This is a genomic window from Streptomyces sp. NPDC059989 (genome assembly GCF_042736975.1).
Classification (GTDB): Bacteria; Actinomycetota; Actinomycetes; order Streptomycetales; family Streptomycetaceae; genus Streptomyces.
Genome location: NZ_JBHWUO010000033.1, coordinates 41,277 through 55,877, shown reverse-complemented (window position 1 = coordinate 55,877; position 14,601 = coordinate 41,277). Strand labels below are relative to the sequence as shown.

Sequence of the window (14,601 nt, the reverse complement as noted above, 5' to 3'; positions counted from 1 at the left end):
GTCCGCCGTCAGGAGAACTCGTCGCCGGTCCGGAAGACGAACCCGAAGATGCCCGGGACGAGCACGCCGAAGCCGATGAGGGCCAGCCACAGCCCCTGCACCACGCCCAGGCCGATCAGGGCCGTCCCGACGGCCGCGGTCACGGGGGCGTAGCTCCGGGCGGGGAAGGAGAACCGCCGGCCCCCGGCCTCCGCCACCCGTGCGCCCTTGCGGTCCTCGGGCCGGTAGCCGTCACGGTGGAACTGCCGCCACAGGAACGCGGCGATGAGCGCCGACATCAGGAACGACACCGCGAGGGCGGCGATGCCGGCCGGATCGCTCGAGTACCGCAGGTAGACGCCGCCGGTGACCGCGAAGAAGACGGCGACCCCGCTGAACAGCCACGCCTCGGCCCTCATGGCGACTTCACCTCCGGGTGGTGCAGGTCGAAGGCCGGCGAATCCGACCGGATGCGCGGCAGGGCGTCGAAGTTGTGCCGAGGGGGCGGGCAGCTCGTGGCCCATTCGAGCGAACGGCCCCAGCCCCAGGGGTCGTCGACGCCCACGGGCGTGCCGTACCGGACGGTCCGCGCCACGTTGTACAGGAAGGGCAGCGTGGACAGGCCGAGGAGGAAGGAGCCGATGGTGGACAGGGTGTTGAGGAGGGTGAAGCCGTCCGCGGCCAGATAGTCGGCGTACCGGCGGGGCATCCCCTGCTCGCCGAGCCAGTGGTGGACGAGGAAGGTGAGCTGGAAGCCGGTGAACAGGGTCCAGAAGTGGATCTTCCCGAGGCGTTCGTCGAGGAGCTTCCCGGTGAGCTTCGGCCACCAGAAGTAGAACCCCGCGAAGGTGGCGAAGACGATGGTGCCGAAGAGCACGTAGTGCAGGTGCGCCACGATGAAGTAGCTGTCGGTGAGGTGGAAGTCCATGGGCGGCGAGGCGATCAGGACACCCGTGAGCCCGCCCAGCAGGAAGGTCACCAGGAAGCCGATGCACCACAGCATCGGCGTCTCGAAGGACAGGGAGCCGTTCCACATCGTCCCGATCCAGTTGAAGAACTTCACCCCGGTCGGGACGGCGATGAGGAAGGACAGGAGGGAGAAGAACGGCAGCAGCACGGCGCCGGTGGCGAACATGTGATGGGCCCACACGGTGGCGGACAGGCCCGTGATGGCCATCGTCGCGCCGACCAGGGCCACGTATCCGAAGATCGGTTTGCGGCTGAAGACCGGCAGGATCTCGCTGACGATCCCGAAGAACGGCAGCGCGACGATGTACACCTCCGGGTGGCCGAAGAACCAGAACAGGTGCTGCCACAGCAGCGCCCCGCCGTTCGCCGCGTCGAAGACGTGGGCCCCGAACTTCCGGTCCGCCTCCAGAACGAGCAGTGCCGCGGTGAGGACGGGGAAGGCGAGCAGCGCCAGGATCGAGGTGAACAGCACGTTCCAGGTGAAGATCGGCATTCTGAAGAGGGTCATGCCGGGCGCGCGCAGGCAGACGATCGTGGTGATGAAGTTGACCGAGCCCAGGATGGTGCTCAGCCCCGAGACGGCCAGGCCCATGACCCACAGGTCCGCGCCCACCCCGGGCGAGTAGACGGCGCCGTTGAGCGGGGCGTAGGCGAACCAGCCGAATGCGGCGGAGCCGTTCGCCGTCAGGAAGCCGCTGACCACCATCAGGCCGCCGAACAGGTAGACCCAGTAGGTGAAGGCGTTCAGGCGGGGGAACGCCACATCCGGTGCGCCGATCTGCAAGGGCATCACCGCGTTGGCGAAGCCCGTGAAGGTCGGGGTGGCGAAGAGCAGCATCATGATCGTGCCGTGCACCGTGAAGAGCTGGTTGTACTGCTCGTTGGAGAAGATCTGGAGGCCGGGCCGGGCGAGCTCGGCGCGCATCAGCAGGGCCAGTACGCCCGCGAAGAGGAAGAACGCGAAGGCGGTGGCGAGGTACATGTTGCCGATCACTTTGTGATCGGTGGTCGACAGGATCCGCAGCACGGTGGAGCCGGACGCCACGCGCCGGTCGGTGACGGGGTCGTGGACCACCGCGCGCGATGCTTCGCCGGCCTTGTCGACGGACACCATGGGGCCTCCAAGAGTTCCGCAGCGAAACTACGGGGCTGCGCGGAGCCACGGCGCTCGCGCCTCGGCATCGGATCCGGGTGCCACCCGAACGGCCTCCTTCCCCGCCCGTTCCGGCCGGTCCCGGCGGGCGCGCGGGTGAATGGAGCGATCGATCAAAACAATCACCTGAGCGCTTGCGGGACGGCGTAGGGTGCGGCTTCAGGAGCAGCGGCAGGCAACTGGGGGACACCGTGCGAGTACATGTCCGTGCGCGCCACGAGCGCATGGTGGAGATCGTCCGCGAGCACGGCAGTCTCGGCATCGCCGAGGTCGCCGCCGCGCTGGGCATCTCCATGGTCACCGTGCGCCGGGACGCGGCCCTGCTCGTCTCCGAGGGCCGGCTCGGCCGGGTGCACGGCTCGCTGGTCTGGCCGGGGACCGGGCGGGCGGCGCTCCCGCCGGTCGCCGCGGCGGCGCCGGCCAAGGAGGGAACCGTGATCGGCATGATCGTGCCCACCATGGACCACTCGTTCTCCGAGATCGTCCAGGGCGCCCGCACGGTGCTGGCGCGGCGCGGGGCGCGGCTCGTGCTCAGCCTGTCCGGCTACCTGATCGAGGAGGACCGGAGCCAGGTCGAGCGGTTCGTCGCCTCCGGCGTGAGCGGCCTTCTGCTGACGCCCAGTTGGGAGGAGGGCATGCCCGGATCCGGTGCGGCCGAGCCCGTCCTGGCGGCACCGGTGCCCACGGTGCTGGTCGAGCGGTGGACCGGGCCCGGCGACCCCTCCCACGGCCTCGACCGGGTGCGTTCGGACTCCGCCTACGGTGCGGGCACCGCCGTCCACCACCTGGCCGGGCTGGGCCACCGCCGGATCGCGCTCGCGCTCCAGCCCAGTCCGCACGGCCGGCAGCTGAGGGCCGGCTTCGAGGACGCCCTGACGGCCCTCGGACTGCCCGGGGCGCCCTCCCCCGGCTTCGCCCCGGACCGGTCCGCCTCCGAGGCCGAACGCTACGACCTCACCCTGGAGTTCCTGCGCCGCGGCGTGCGCGAGGACGGGATCACCGCCGCCTTCGTCCACAGCGACGCCGACGCCGTCGTGCTGGTGCCGCGCCTCCAGGACCTCGGGATCCGCGTCCCGCAGGACCTCGCGCTGGTGGTCTACGACGACGAGGTGGCGGGCCTGTCCGGACTGCCCCTCACCGCCGTGGCCCCGCCCAGGCGCGCGGTGGGCGCCCAGGCGGCCGGGCTGCTGCTGGACCGGCTCGCGGACGGGGAGGACCGGCCCCGCCGGCACATCGAGCTGCTGCCCCGGCTGCGCGTCCGCGAGTCCTGCGGCGGCGGCGCGCAGCACATGTGAGGCGATCCGATCGTTCGAGCGTATTGATCTTTACGCGCCTCTTGAGCGTCATTTCGAACGCGTGCTAGAAACGTTCGGCGGGGCTTCCTCCCACCCCCGCCCCCACGCGTACAGCCGCCTCGATGCCGAGCGGTCGCCTGCCGCTGCCCGCGCACGCATGCGTGCAGGGCGCGGACCGCCGTCCGGCGAGCCGGTCGCGCCCAGCTCTGGAGGCTCCATGTCCGGTCCATGGTCCCGCCGTTCGTTCCTGCGCCTCTCCGGCGGCGCCGCGCTGCTCGCCGGCACCTCCTCCGTGGCCGCCGTCTCGCCGGCCTGTTCCGCCGTCGCCGCCGTCCCCGCCGGCGACGCGTACGACACCCTGCGCCTCAAGTGGCGCGAGATGGTGCTGGGCAGCGGCTTCGACCCGGCGGCCGCGCCCTTCGGCGCGAAGCTGGCTCTGACGGGCGCTCAGGCCGCCGAACACCGCTCGACCATGGCGGCGGTCGGCGGCTCCCTCTGGCCGGACCTGCCGCTGACGGTCTCCAGCTCGATCACCGGCAGCTACTCCCGGCTGGCCACCATGGCCCAGGCGTACGCCCAGCCCGGTACGGGTCTGACCGGCGACACCGCACTGCTCGCCGCGACCAAGGCCGGCCTCGACCACCTCTACCAGCAGGCCTACAACCCGGCGAAGAGCCGGTTCGGCAACTGGTGGGACTTCCAGATCGGCTCGCCCCAGCTCCTGTTGGACATCAGCACGGTCCTGCACGACCAGCTGTCCGCGGCCCAGCTCGCCAACCACCTCGCCGCCGTGGACGCGTTCGTCCCGGACTCCTCGGTCGCCGCCTACACCGGCACCAGTACGGGCGCCAACCGGGTGGACCTCTGCCGCTCGCTGGCCCTGCGCGGCATCCTCGGCCGGAACGCGGCCAAGATCGCGCTCGCCCGCGACGCCCTCTCCCCCGTCTTCCCGTTCGTCACCGGCGGAGACGGCTTCTACGCCGACGGCTCCTTCGTCCAGCACACCTACCTCTCCTACACGGGCTCGTACGGTGCGGTGCTGCTCGGCGGACTGGCCTCTCTCTTCTCGCTGTTGAACGGATCGGCCTGGGCGGTCACCGACGCCAACCGGCAGATCGTGCTCGACTCGGTGGAGGCCTCCTTCGCACCGTTCCTCTTCAACGGCCTGATGATGGACGCGGTCTCCGGCCGCTCCACCAGCCGCGGCAACCCGCGGACCAACTCCTACGGCTTCCAGGGCGGCGACCACGGCCGCGGCCACGGCGTCATGTCCTCCATGGCCCTGCTCGGCACGGCCGCGAGCGGTACGGAGAACCAGCGCTGGCGCGGCCTGGTCAAGGGCTGGATACAGCGGGACTACTACAGCCCCGTGCTCACCGACACCGACCTTGGCGTCGCGGCGCTGGCCCGGCTCAAGGCGGTACGGGACGACAACGCTGTCAGCGCCCTCGCCGAGCCCACCTCCCACCGGCTCTTCCCGAGCATGGACCGGGCGGTCCACCGCCGGCCCGGCTGGGCGGCTTCCCTCAGCATGGCCTCCAAGCGGATGGGCCTCTACGAGACGGGCAACGGCGAGAACCTCCGCGGCTGGCACGCCGGGGCCGGCATGCTCCAGTGGTGGGGGGACACCTACGGCAACGGCCAGTACACCGACGCCTTCTGGCCGACCGTCGACCCGTACCGGCTGCCGGGCACCACGGTCTCCCGCAAGGTGCTCGCCGACGCCGAGGGCGGCGCCTGGGGGCTGCCGAGACCGGACGTGAACTGGGTCGGCGGTGCCACGGACGGGGAGTACGCCGCGCTGGGGCAGTACGTACGGGGGCTGTCGAGCACGCTGTACGCCAAGAAGTCCTGGTTCTGCCTGGCCGACTCGATCGTCTGCCTGGCGGGCTCCGTGCGGAGCACCGACGGCACCGCGGTCGAGACCGTGGTCGAGAACCGCAACCTCGGCGCGAGCGGCAGCCAGGCCCTCACCGTGAACGGCGCCGCCCAGTCCACCGCCCTCGGCTGGTCGGCCACCCTCACCGGGGCCACGTGGGCGCAGATCGCGGGACACGGCGGGTACGTGTTCCCCGGCGGGGCCACCGTCAAGGCGCTGCGCGAGGCCCGGACCGGGTCCTGGCACGACATCAACACCGGCGGGACCACGGACCCGATCACCCGCCGCTATCTGACCCTCTGGTTCGACCACGGCGTCGACCCCTCCGGCGCGGCCTGCTCCTACATCCTGATGCCCGGCGCCGGTACGACCGCCACCGCCGCGCGCGCCGCCGACACCGGCTGGCTGACCGTCCTCGCCAACGACAACGACCGGCAGGGGATCGCGGTTCCCTCGCTGGGCGTCACCGCCGTCAACTTCTGGTTCGCCGGGACCGTCGGCGGCCTCACCGCCGACAAGCCGGCCTGCGTCCTCGTACGGGAGCACGGCGACGGCACGGCCACCCTCTGCGTCTGCGACCCGATGCGGATGCAGACCGGGCTCACGGTCACCTGGCACCGGCCCGTGGCCTCCGTACTCTCCAAGCCGGCCACGGTGACCTCGGCCGCCACGGGGTCCGCCCTCACCCTCACCTTCGGGAACCTGACCGGACTGGCCGGCGCCACCCAGCGGATCGAGGTCGCGCTGGGCTGACCCGGGCGGCGGCTACTTCACGGCTACTTCACCGCGCCGGCGGTCAGGCCCGAGCGCCAGAAGCGCTGGAGGCCGAGGAAGGCGATCACCAGCGGGATCACGGCGATGAGCGAGCCGGTGATGGCCAGCGAGTACATCTCGGGGCTCTCGGTGGTCGAGACGTTCCACATGTAGAGGCCGAGGTTGACGGGGTACAGGTTCTTGTCGTTCAGCATGACGAGCGCGCCGTAGAAGTTGTTCCAGCTCGCGGTGAAGGAGAACAGGAACAGCGTGGTGAAGCCCGGGGCGAGCATCGGCAGGACGACGGAGCGGAAGGTCCGCACCTCGCCCGCGCCGTCCACCCGGGCCGCCTCGATCACCTCGTACGGGACGTAGCCCTCGGAGAAGACCCGGGCGAGGTAGACGCCGAACGGATTGACCAGCGAGGGGATCAGCAGCGCCCAGTAGGTGTTGGTGATCCCGGCCTTGGAGGCCAGCAGGTACATCGGGAGGGTCAGGACCGCTCCGGGGACCAGCACACCCGCCAGGACCACGCCGAAGAGCTTCTCCTTGCCCGCGAATCCGTACTTGTCGAAGGCGTAGCCCGCCGCGACCGAGATCAGCGAGGAGAGGGCGGAGCCGACGACGGCGTAGACGAGCGTGTTGAGCAGCCAGCGGCCGTAGATGCCGTCGTTGTGGGTGAAGACCTCGTGGATGTTGGAGAAGAGGTTGAACTCCCCGAAGGCGAAGCCGTTGGTGCCGAAGAGGTCGCGGCGGTTCTTGGTGGCGGCGATCAGCAGCCAGCTGATCGGCATCAGCGTGTAGACCGCGAGGATGAGCAGGACCGTGTTGACGGCGCTCTTGGAGGCCCAGGCGCGGCGGCCGCGGGGGGCTCGTGCGGAGCGGCGGGGGGCGGTGTGCGTGCTCATGCTTCCTGCCACCGCTTTCCGATCCTGGTGACCGCGAAGGACAGCGCGCCGGCCACGAGGGCCAGCAGCAGCGAGGCGGCTGCCGCGCTCGCGTAGTCGTGGTCGACGAACGCCTTGCTGACGATGTACATGGTGGGCGACCAGTCGTTGCCGAGGGTCTGGGCCTGGTCGGAGAGCAGCTTGGGCTCGGTGAAGAGCTGGACGGCTCCGACGCAGGTGAAGAGGAGGGTCATGACCACCGAGGAGCGGATGATCGGCACCTTGATGCCCAGGGCGATGCGCCAGGCACCGGCGCCGTCGACCGTGGCGGCCTCGACGATCTCGCGGGGCACGGCCTGGAGGGCGGCGAAGAAGATCACCATGTTGTAGCCGATCCACTGCCAGACGGCGATGTTGGCCATCGAGGACAGGGAGTGGTCGGGTGAGAAGAAGTTCCAGCTGCCGCCCGCGGCGTCGATCCACCGGACCACCGGGCTGAGGCCGGGGGTGTAGAGGTAGATCCAGACGATCGAGGCGATCAGCCCGGGCACGGCGTGCGGCAGGAAGAGGGCGAGCTGGAAGAAGCGCTTGGCCCGGGCGTAGGCCGAGTCGACCAGCAGGGCCGCGGCGAGCGCCCCGCCGATCATCACGGGTATGTACACGAGGCAGTACGCGGCCACGTGCAGGAACGATGCGCGGAACGCCGGATCGGCCAGCACGGCCGTGTAGTTGGACAGCCCCGTGAAGGTGCGTTCGACGCCGCCGAACCCGAGCCCCGAGGACTGCTCCCGGTACAGGCTCATCCAGCCCGCGTACGCCACCGGCGCCACCATGACGACGGCGAACAGCACGAAGAACGGGGAGAGGAAGAGGACCGCGGCGCCGCGTTGTCCGCGGCGCAGCGTGCCCCCGGCGGGTGCCGGGGCGGTGGGCGGTGAGTCCACGGGAAGGCTCCTTGGCGGTGCGCGGGGTTACGGCGAGGGGGTGGCCGCGGTGTTCGGCGGCCACCCCCGGCGACCGCACTGGGTCACTTGGCGAGCTTGAGGCCGCGGCTCCCGATCGCCGCCGTGGCCGACTCCTGGGCCTTCTCCAGGCCGCTGGCCAGGCCGTTCTTGGCGGCCTCGTCCTTGAAGTCGGCGTTGACCCTGCCCCAGACCGGGCCCCAGGTCCATCCGGGGACGATCGTGGCGATCTGGTCCCCGGTCAGCTTGTAGAGGTCCTGGCCGCCGAAGTAGGAGGTGTCGAAGGCCTTGGCGGCCACCTCTGCCATGGCGGGGTTCGCGGGCAGGGCGCTGCTCGGGTTCTTCAGGGCGCTGATGCGGGCCGTCATGGCGGCCGGGTCGGTGGTGACCCACTTGATGAACTCGGCGGCGGCCTTGGCGTGCTTGCTGCCCTTGGGTACGGCGAAGCTCGTGCCGCCGTACATGCCGCTGGCCGGGGTGCCCCAGTGGGGGATGGGGGCGACGCCCCACTTGCCCTTGAGGTCGGGCATGGTGGAGATCATGCCGCCCGCGCTCCAGGAGGCGCCCAGGACGCCGGCGGTCGTGCCGTCGGCCTTGGACTTGCTCTCCTCCGGGGTGCCGGCGCCGTAGTTGAAGACCAGGTCGTCCTTGAGCATCCCCTGCCAGAAGGCGGCGACCTTCTGGGAGGGGGCGTCGTTGATCGCGGGCTTCCAGCCGTCGCCCTTGACTTCGAACCACTTGGCGCCGGCCTGCCAGGACAGGGCCGCCTGCAGCGGTGCGTCGGTCGGGAAGGAGCCGATCCGCGCCTTGGGGTCGGCGGCCTTGATCTTCTCGGCGGCCGCGCGGTACTCGTCCCAGGTGGTGGGGACGCTCACGCCGTACGTCTCGAAGAGGTCCTTGCGGTAGAAGTACATCTGCGGGGTGGCGTCGAAGGGGACGGACCAGGTCTTGCCGCCGAAGGTCACCAGGTTCTGGACGCCGGTGGGGAAGCTCTTCTTCACCAGCTCGCCGGAGGACGCGGTGAGGTCCTCCAGGAAGCCCTGGCTCGCGAACTCCGGGACCACGTTGTACTCGATGGTCGCCACGTCCGGCGCGTCGCCCGCCTTGATCGCGTTGCTGATCTTGCTGTAGCCGTCGGCGCCGCCCGGTATCTGGGAGAACCGCACCTGGATGTCGGTGTGCGTCCTGTTGAACTCGGCGGCCGCGGCCTCGGCGCCGCCGGTCCAGGTCCAGTACGTGAGGGTGACGGGCTTGCCCTCGTCCCCGGCGGCGGACGAAGCGGTGGAATCGGAACCGGCACAGGCGGAGGTCAGCAGGGCGAGGGACACCGCTGCGGCCAACGCGCCGTAGGCACGCGAGGACTGAGCCTTCATTGAGCTGCTCCTGTGGCGAGTGGGCTGAACGGATCGAATCATTCGCCCATGCATCTTGAACGTCAAGAGCGAGTGAACTATTGATCAATACGATCAACTCGGGGCGCGGGACGGGTGTTCAAGCCGTCCTGTCGAGGTCCTCGCGACGGACGCCGTGCACGAACGGCAGGCCCGCTGCGTAGCGGGCGATCTCCTCGATCGCGGAGTCCGCCATCCGGTGGAGTTCGTTGCCCAGGGAACCCGCGATGTGCGGGGTGAGCAGCACGTTCGGCAGGTCGTACAGGGGGGAGTCGGCCGGCAGGACCTCCGGCTCGGTGACGTCGACGACCGCCCGTAGGCGGCCCGTGGCCAACTCCTCGGTGAGGGCGGCTCCGTCGACCAGCGAACCGCGGGCCGTATTGATCAGGGTGGCGCCGTCGCGCATCAGGGCCAGCCTGCCGCGGTCGATCATCGCCCGCGTCTCGGGCAGCGCCGGCGCGTGCAGGCTGACCACGTCACAGGTGCGGCAGAGTTCGTCGAGCCCCACGCCCCGGGCGCCGAGCCGCTGTGCCTGTCGCCCGCTCAGGTACGGGTCGTACAGGAGGAGTTCGAGATCGTACGGGCGCAGGAGTTCGATCACGCGGCGGCCGATCCGGGAGGCGCCGACGATGCCGACGGTCCTGCGGTAGTTGCCGGCGTGGCCGTACCGCAGGTGCCAGTCGTGGTGGAGGCCGCGGACGCTGCGGTACTCCTCGCGCAGCTCCAGCACGTGCTTGTTGGAGAGCAGCACCATGGCGACGGTGTACTCGGCCACGGGCAGGGAGTTGGCCAGGGCCGCGGAGGAGACGGCGATGCCGCGCTCCCAACAGGCGTCGGTGACCAGGTGTTTTACGGAACCGGCGGCGTGCACGACGGCCTTGAGCCGAGGTGCGGCCGCGAGCGCCCGCGCGTCGACGGCCGGGGCGCCCCAGAAGGTGAGCAGGACCTCGGCCTCCGCCAGCGCGGCCGCCACCTCGGGTCTGCCGAAGTCGTCGGCGACGCATTCCGGGTCGAGCGCGGCCACCTCGTGGAGCCGGCGTGCGCCGGCGTCGTCCAGCAGGCGGGGAAGAAGCTCGGGGGCCATCGCGAGCAGGGTTCGCGGGCGGCGCACAGACATGTGGGGTGCTCCTTGCGGCTGGGTGAGGCCGCGCCGACTCTATGGAGCAAGAATTCGATCGTCAAGATCTAACACTCATATAGCTCGATACGATCGATACGATCGCGCCATGTGCTCCGGGAAGGCCGACAGGGAGGCGCTCTCAGTCCGTTGCCCCGCCGAGCCGTTCGCCGGGCAGCCAGTGGAGCGCGAACCAGAGTTCCATCCGGACGTCGGGGTCCTGGACATCGGTTTCGAGGAGCTCGGCCACGCGGCCGATCCGGTGGCGCACGGTGTTGCGGTGGACCTGGAGTGCCGCGGCCGTCTGGTCCCAACTGCAGTGCAGGGAAAGCCAGGTGCGCAGCGTTGCCAGCAGGACGGCCGGACCGGGCGGCGGGGCGCTGTCGAGCGGGGCGAAGCGGGCGCGGGCGAGGGCCGTCGCGTCGGCGGCGTTGACGATGCCGTGGACGCTCTGCTCCTCGACACGGTGGTGGACGACGGGCTCGCGGGCGGCGAGGGCGCGCCGCAGTGCGCGTTCGGCCTGGGTGTCGGCGACGGGCAGGTCGATGGTGGCCACGGGCGCGCTGAAGCCGAGGGTCCAGCCCAGCCGGGCCGCGGCCTCCCCTTCGGCCTCGATCGCACGCCCCCCGGGGACCAGGGCGCGCAGCGCGTCGCCGTCCAGGTCGAGGTAGGAGGTGCCCAGGGCGGTACCGAGGGCTGCGAGCTGGACGGGGTCGCCGTCGCCCGCGGCTGTCGGGCCTGCCTCCGGCCGGGCGCGGTGGCCGTGGACGACGACCCAGCGTCCGCCGCGCGGCGCGTCGGGGGGCAGGAGGGCGGGGGCGACGGCGGCGGGCGGGGCTCCGAGCATCAGGCGGACCAGCGCGCCGGCGCCGGCCGTGTCCGTGCCGAGGGCGTGCCGCGGGCTGGTGAGCAGCGAGAGAAGGACGGTGGCGACGCCGGTCACCGAGCGGTGGACGACCGTCGGCTGCGCGGTGGCGGCGATGCCCACGACGAGCGGCCCGGCGCGGCCGTCCCGGCCGGGGAGCGTGTGCACGGTGAGCCGGCTGCCCGCATGGTGTTCGGCGGCGGCGGTCGGCGGCTGGGCGCGCCCCGCCTTGGTGAGCCGGGACCGAGCCATGGTGCGTACGGCGAGGTCGAGCAGCTGCTGCCGGACGGCCGGGTCCGGCCGGGCGCCGGCGCTGAACAACTCCCGGCCGTGCGCGTCGATCAGTACGGTCCAGGCGCCGAGGTGGGTGGAGAGCTGCTGCAGGACGGCGGGAATCGCCTCGGGGCGGGCCGCGGCGGAGGCGAGGCCCGACTGCGCCTGCGAGATCTGCCGCAGGTCGCGGGTGCTGGCCTCGGCCATCGAACCGTAGAGGGAGCGGCCGATGGCGACGAACGGGGTGGCGACCGGGACGCGCAGCAGGGGCAGGGCGTGCCGCTCGCAGGCGGTGATCAGGTCCGGCGGCACCTCGTCGTAGACCGGTGCCACGCCGAATCCCAGCGCGGCGGCTCCCGCGCCGACCACGCCGCGGACGTAGGCGTCGATGCCCTCGGCGGTCTGCGGCAGGCGCACGCCGGCCGTGAGGAGCAGTTCGCCGCCGATCAGGTACGGCGCGGGATCCTCGACCTCGGTGGTGCCGGCGGTGCCGATCAGCCGGTCGTCGACGGGGCCCGCGATCTGTTCCAGACCCAGCTCGGGGTCGGCGAGGAGCGTGGCGAGGGGCAGGGCGGGAGACCCGGGTGCGGGGTCGTGGGGAGTGGTCATGCCGTCCGTCCGTTGGATGGTTCATCCATTCTGCCCGATCACATTGGATGAAACCTGCTCTTCTCTGGAGTCCACAAGCGGAATACCGTCACCCTCATTCCCGCCTCACCAGCTGTGCCGCCGTCGCCGCGCCCCGTGGCCGGCGGCCGCTGTCCCCCCGTACCGGAGGACCCTCATGACGTTCGACTACGTGGTGATGATCGGATACCTGCTGGGTATCGTCGGCGTCGGATGGTGGGGCAAGAGACGCGCCGCGTCCAAGAGCGACTTCCTCGTCGCCGGCCGCCGTCTCGGCCCCCTGATGTACACCGGCACCATGGCGGCCGTCGTCCTCGGCGGCGCCTCCACCATCGGAGGTGTGCGCCTCGGCTACACCCACGGCATCTCCGGCGCCTGGATGGTCTTCGCCATCGGCCTGGGCCTGCTCGCCCTGAGCGTGTTCTTCTCCGCCCGCATCGCCCGGCTCAAGGTCTACACCGTCGCCGAGATGCTCTCGCTGCGCTACGGCGACGCCGCGAGCATCATCTCCGGGCTGGTGATGTGGATCTACACGCTGATGCTGGTCGTCACCTCCACCATCGCCTACGCGACCGTCTTCGACGTGCTGTTCGACGTGCCGCGCTGGGCGGCCGTGGTGATCGGCGGCTCCATCGTCGTCGGCTACTCGGCCATGGGCGGCATGTGGTCCATCACCCTGACGGACATGGTGCAGTTCGTGGTGAAGAGCGTCGGCGTACTGGTGCTGCTCCTGCCGATCGCCGTGGTCAAGGCCGGCGGCTTCGCGGAGATGAAGGACAGGCTCCCGGACGACTACTTCTCCTTCACCTCGATCGGCGGGGAGACCATCTTCACCTTCGTGCTGATCTACACCTTCGGCATGCTGATCGGCCAGGACATCTGGCAGCGCATCTTCACCGCCCGCACCGACAAGGTCGCCTCCTACGGCGGCACCGTGGCCGGTGTGTACTGCCTGGTCTACGCCCTGGCCGGCGCCTTCATCGGCATGGCAGCCAAGACCCTCTACCCGACGCTCGAAAGCGCGGACAGCGCCTTCGCCACCATCGTCAAGAACCTGCTGCCGACCGGTATCAAGGGCCTGGTCCTCGCGGCGGCGCTGTCCGCGATGATGTCCACCGCCAGCGGCGCCCTGATCGCGTCGGCGACGGTGGCGAACAACGACATCTGGGCCCGGGTGCGCGCCCTCGGGGGACGCGCGGCCCGGGGACCGGCCGACGACCACGACGAGGTCCGCTCCAACCGGGTGGTGATCGTGGTCCTGGGCATCGTCTCGATCGTCATCGCCTGTCTGCTGGACGATGTCCTCGCCGCCCTGACCGTCGCCTACAACCTGCTGGTCGGCGGCCTCCTGGTGCCGATCCTCGGCGGCCTGCTGTGGCGGCGCGGCAACCTCCAGGGCGCTCTCGCCGCGATGACCGCGGGCGGTCTCACCGTGATCGCCCTGATGGTCGCCAAGGGCGTCCTGGCCAACGAGCCCATCTACTACGGCCTCGCCGTCAGCCTCGTCGCCTACCTGGCGGTCAGCCTCGCGACCCGGCCCACGGATGCCGGGATCCTGGAACAGTGGCGCCGCCGCCTGGCCGGCCAGGACACCGCACACGCCGAAGAATCCGCCGTCGCCGCCACCGCGGCCTCCGCCCACTGACGGGACGGCCCTCCGTGGACACCACCGAACGCGAACTGCGCCGCGAACTCGCCGCGGTCTACCGCCTGGTCGCGCACTTCAGGATGACGGACCTGATCTTCACCCACATCTCGGCCCGGCTCCCCGGCCCCGAGCAGCACTTCCTCATCAACCCGTACGGGCTGCTCTTCGAGGAGATCACCGCCTCCAGCCTGGTGAAGATCGACCTGGCCGGCAATGCCGTCGAGCCGAGCCCCCATCCCGTGAACCCCGCGGGCTTCGTCATCCACAGCGCGATCCACCGCGCCCGCGAGGACGCCCACTGCGTCCTGCACACCCACACCCAGGCGGGCTGCGCCGTCGCCGCCCAGGAGGGCGGGCTGCTGCCGCTGAACCAGATGTCGATGGAGTTCCACGACCGGCTGGGCTACCACGACTACGAAGGCGTCGCCCTCAACCTCGACGAGCAGCAGCGCCTGGTCGCCGACCTGGGCGGGCACCCCGCGATGATCCTGCGCAACCACGGCCTGCTGACCGTCGGCACGAGCCCGGCCCAGGCCTTCCTGCGCATGCACTACCTGGAGAACGCCTGCCGGATCCAGACCACGGCCATGGCGGGCGGCGCGGCCCTGCGGATCCCCGCCCCCGAGGTCTGCGAGCTGACCGCCCGCCAGCTCTCCGGAGACCGGCACGGCTCCGACCTCCAGGACGACCTGGCGTACGAGCTGGCCTGGGCCGCCCTGCTCCGCCTCGTCGAGCGCACCGCCCCCGACTACGCCAACTGAGAGACGCCGATGAGTACCGAAACACGCGCCCCGATCGCCACG

General features: G+C 71.0%; 11 protein-coding genes. 4 read left to right on the top strand and 7 right to left on the bottom strand.

Annotation, left to right across the window (positions count from 1 at the left end; genetic code table 11):
* Positions 1–8 precede the first annotated feature (8 nt).
* A complete protein-coding gene (locus ACFWBN_RS26745; protein ID WP_385179853.1) occupies positions 9–398 on the bottom strand; it encodes a cytochrome c oxidase subunit 4 in 390 nt (129 codons plus the stop codon).
* Positions 395–2,062 carry a cytochrome c oxidase subunit I gene (ctaD, locus tag ACFWBN_RS26740; protein WP_385179850.1) on the bottom strand — a complete coding sequence of 556 codons (1,668 nt, stop codon included), beginning with the start codon at positions 2,060–2,062 and terminating at the stop codon, positions 395–397. Before ctaD ends, ACFWBN_RS26745 begins: the two co-directional genes overlap by 4 nt.
* Positions 2,063–2,292: 230 nt before the next feature.
* On the opposite strand from ctaD, the gene ACFWBN_RS26735 reads away from it, so the two are divergent.
* Together ACFWBN_RS26735 and ACFWBN_RS26730 are read left to right on the top strand one after the other, a co-directional pair.
* Positions 2,293–3,396 (top strand): substrate-binding domain-containing protein, encoded by a 1,104-nt coding sequence (locus tag ACFWBN_RS26735; RefSeq protein ID WP_385179847.1) that lies wholly within the window; start codon positions 2,293–2,295, stop codon positions 3,394–3,396.
* Positions 3,397–3,613: 217 nt separating this feature from the next.
* Entirely contained in the window at positions 3,614–6,028 is a 2,415-nt protein-coding gene (locus tag ACFWBN_RS26730; protein WP_385179844.1) for a polysaccharide lyase 8 family protein, read from the top strand.
* Between the two features lie 23 nt (positions 6,029–6,051).
* On the opposite strand, the gene ACFWBN_RS26725 is transcribed toward ACFWBN_RS26730, so the two are convergent.
* From ACFWBN_RS26725 to ACFWBN_RS26705, 5 genes are all read right to left on the bottom strand, one after another.
* The gene (locus ACFWBN_RS26725) at positions 6,052–6,936 is read right to left on the bottom strand and encodes a carbohydrate ABC transporter permease (RefSeq protein WP_385179842.1); all 885 of its coding nucleotides are present in this window, start codon (positions 6,934–6,936) and stop codon (positions 6,052–6,054) included.
* Complete coding sequence (locus tag ACFWBN_RS26720) at positions 6,933–7,748, bottom strand: carbohydrate ABC transporter permease (protein WP_385179930.1); 816 nt, start codon at positions 7,746–7,748, stop codon at positions 6,933–6,935. The genes ACFWBN_RS26725 and ACFWBN_RS26720 overlap by 4 nt, the downstream gene beginning before the upstream one ends.
* Positions 7,749–7,942: 194 nt before the next feature.
* Positions 7,943–9,250, bottom strand: a complete 1,308-nt coding sequence (locus ACFWBN_RS26715; protein WP_385179839.1) for an ABC transporter substrate-binding protein — start codon at positions 9,248–9,250, stop codon at positions 7,943–7,945.
* A gap of 118 nt (positions 9,251–9,368) precedes the next feature.
* Positions 9,369–10,352: a hydroxyacid dehydrogenase gene (locus ACFWBN_RS26710; RefSeq protein WP_385179927.1), complete on the bottom strand. Its 984-nt coding sequence runs from the start codon at positions 10,350–10,352 to the stop codon at positions 9,369–9,371.
* Positions 10,353–10,527: 175 nt separating this feature from the next.
* Positions 10,528–12,132: a helix-turn-helix domain-containing protein gene (locus ACFWBN_RS26705; protein WP_385179835.1), complete on the bottom strand. Its 1,605-nt coding sequence runs from the start codon at positions 12,130–12,132 to the stop codon at positions 10,528–10,530.
* A gap of 175 nt (positions 12,133–12,307) precedes the next feature.
* Between ACFWBN_RS26705 and ACFWBN_RS26700 the strand changes: the two genes are divergently transcribed.
* Entirely contained in the window at positions 12,308–13,795 is a 1,488-nt protein-coding gene (locus tag ACFWBN_RS26700; RefSeq protein WP_385179832.1) for a sodium:solute symporter, read from the top strand.
* Positions 13,796–13,809: 14 nt separating this feature from the next.
* Positions 13,810–14,559, top strand: coding sequence for a class II aldolase/adducin family protein (locus ACFWBN_RS26695; protein ID WP_385179829.1), 750 nt, complete (start codon positions 13,810–13,812; stop codon positions 14,557–14,559).
* Positions 14,560–14,601 lie beyond the last annotated feature (42 nt).